This is a genomic window from Cryomorpha ignava (assembly GCF_010686655.1).
Classification (GTDB): Bacteria; Bacteroidota; Bacteroidia; order Flavobacteriales_D; family Cryomorphaceae; genus Cryomorpha; species Cryomorpha ignava.
The window spans coordinates 1-1,629 of the sequence record NZ_JAAGVY010000112.1; the positions used below are offsets into that span (position 1 = coordinate 1).

At 41.4% G+C, this 1,629-nt stretch carries 2 protein-coding genes; both read left to right on the plus strand.

What is annotated here, in order from left to right; genetic code table 11:
* The first annotated feature begins 197 nt into the window (after window positions 1–197).
* A complete protein-coding gene (locus G3O08_RS20600; protein WP_163287334.1) occupies window positions 198–506 on the plus strand; it encodes a transposase in 309 nt (102 codons plus the stop codon).
* Complete coding sequence (locus tag G3O08_RS20605) at window positions 506–1,432, plus strand: IS3 family transposase (RefSeq protein WP_239541395.1); 927 nt, start codon at window positions 506–508, stop codon at window positions 1,430–1,432. The genes G3O08_RS20600 and G3O08_RS20605 overlap by 1 nt, the downstream gene beginning before the upstream one ends.
* The last annotated feature ends 197 nt before the right edge of the window (window positions 1,433–1,629 follow it).

Consider the following 1,629-nt stretch of genomic DNA (forward strand, 5'->3'; position numbering starts at 1 on the left):
TCTCTCCAGCCCCTTAAATGATTGGACACAGATTAAAGTTTGAAAAAAACTTTAATTTAGAACCAATGAAAAACAAAAAACGAAAAAGCACACAGGAAAAGATCACCATCATTAAAGAAGGTAAGGAGAATGGCTCTCCAGCCCCTTAAATGATTGGACACAGATTAAAGTTTGAAAAAAACTTTAATTTAGAACCAATGAAAAACAAAAAACGAAAAAGCACACAGGAAAAGATCACCATCATTAAAGAAGGTAAGGAGAATGGTTGGGTCGAGACAGCGCGTAAGCACGACATCTCATACCCTACGCTGCAATCTTGGAGACTTCGCTTTGAGTCTGGAGGTGAAACAGCACTTTCTGGCAAGCTGGATATCAGCAGCGGTGAACTCAAAAAGCTCATGCGAGAAAACCAAGTCTTAAAAGAATTGGTGGCTGAGAAGGAACTTGAGATCAGGATCAAAGACGAGCTCTTAAAAAAAAAGAAGTCACGGTCGCTGAAAGAATGATGGTAGCCCAATTGTATATAGAAGAAGGGTTTTGCACTGAATTGGTGCTTAGGATCTGCGGGGTACCCAGAAGTACCTATTACCATAAGCCCAAGCCTCTGATCGAGCAAAGTCGCAAAGGGATCCGTAAAAGCGGACATACATTCAAGGTGGATGGAACACGGGTGGAAAACGTTGTGGTTGTGGCAGAAATAAAAGCTCTTCTTGCCCAAGAATTTGTAGACTATGGTTACCTAAAGGTCACCTATTACCTTAAGGATGAACTGGGATACCGGATCAATCACAAGAAGGTGTACCGGCTGATGAAGGAGGCTCGACTGTTAAATGTCGCTAGACCGAAACCAAAGAATAAAAAACAATGGGTGAAAGAACTGGTGCCAAAACCTACCACAGCTTTTACCTATTGGGAGTTCGACATAAAATTCATATACATACACCACCTAGGTAGATATGCGCCCATGTTGAGCGTGGTGGACGTTTACAGCCGATATCTAATAGCGTGGATGATGCAATGGAGCATCAAGAAAGAAGACGTAGTTAGCTTTTTTGATGCATTGCTTCGGGATTATGAGATGCCGAACGAAATTTATGTGCGTTGCGACAATGGTTCGCAGTTTGAAAGCGGAATGGTAAGGGAGTATTTCCAGTCAAAAGGTATAAACCAAGAGTTCACCAAACCTGCCACACCGGAGCAGAATGCGCACATAGAATCGTACCACAGCATTATTGCTAATGCTGTATGTAGGAGGTTCGAGTTCGAATCTCTTTCCAATGCAACTGAAGTATTCATCAGGTGGGAATCATTTTACAACAAAGAAAGAATCCACTCTGGTATTGGGTTTACTAGTCCTGAAAAATACCTCGCGAGACAGCAGGTTTTAGTGCCCAAAAAATTAAATGACAAGAAAAATGAAAAAGCTGCGTAAATTTGAAATATCGGATCAAACGGAAGCAAGCTCTGCTGAGGAGCAACTTGCCAGGGATAATCCGGTCAAGGAAAGTAAAATGGGTAAGCAAGTCAGGTAGGATTACTTGACTTGCCAATGCCTAAAAAAAACCTAAAGACAATTATTCAACAAATCTCAAACTTTAACTGTAGTCTAATTTATAGGGGGTCGGGACA

Coding starts and splice junctions, on each gene's coding strand:
- G3O08_RS20600 (WP_163287334.1), top strand. CDS start 198: ATGAAAAACAAAAAACGAAAAAGCACACAGGAAAAGATCACCATCATT.
- G3O08_RS20605 (WP_239541395.1), top strand. CDS start 506: ATGGTAGCCCAATTGTATATAGAAGAAGGGTTTTGCACTGAATTGGTG.